Source organism: Lactobacillus amylolyticus DSM 11664, from assembly GCF_000178475.1.
GTDB lineage: Bacteria > Bacillota > Bacilli > Lactobacillales > Lactobacillaceae > Lactobacillus > Lactobacillus amylolyticus.
The window spans coordinates 1-814 of the sequence record NZ_ADNY01000065.1; the positions used below are offsets into that span (position 1 = coordinate 1).

General features: G+C 41.8%; 1 protein-coding gene. It reads right to left on the minus strand.

The window, feature by feature from the left end:
- On the minus strand, positions 1-814 hold an 814-nt coding region (locus HMPREF0493_RS07000), incomplete at both ends, for an ISL3 family transposase (RefSeq protein WP_006352624.1).

Sequence of the window (814 nt, forward strand, 5' to 3'; positions counted from 1 at the left end):
AGTATTGGCATTGATGCCTTCTGTGACTGCTTGGGCTTGAGTTAAGCAGTCTTTATAATGCCAATTGTAGCGAGGATGAACCTTTTCGAGCTCATCAAACTTCTTCAAGTATAATTTCCAAGGAGATTTGAGCAGCTGATACTGTCTGGATCTTTTATCAAAGGTCTTCATGACTTTAACTCTGAGCGAGTTAAAAGAACGCGTAAGCATTTGAATCATGTGAAAGCGATCGATGACAATCTGAGCATTAGGGAAACAGGCTCTGACAATGTCCTGATAGTAAAAGTTGAGATCCATCGTAACGGTTCTAACGTTGGCTCTGGCTTGAGGCGAAAAACGTCCAAAATACTTAAGCAGATTCTTCTTATAACGCGTTCTAAGAATCTGCACGACTTGATGACTATCGCCGTCTAAGCAGATAAAGTGCAGCTGACGATCAACGCCTTTGAATTCATCAAAAGCCAAATGAGCTGGCAAATATTCGTAGCTGTCAATAAATCGGTGTGAACAGTTGCCCAGCACTCTTTGAACGGTATTGATCGAAACATTGTTTTCTCTGGCAATGCTGGTCATAGATCGATCTTCAGTTAAAGCTGATAATACTTTGAGCTTAGAAGCGTTAGAAATAGAACAGTATTTGTTTACTAGTTCAGATTGAGCCATGGACCAGCGCTCACAATCACGACATTTAACTCGCTGCTTAGCCAGTCTAATAGTTACTGGATGGCTGGCATTAGCTGTTAAATAGCGAATGTTGGTAATCAGATGTCCATTATGCAGGAGAGCCAAGGAGCCACAGTAAGGACAAGCAGGC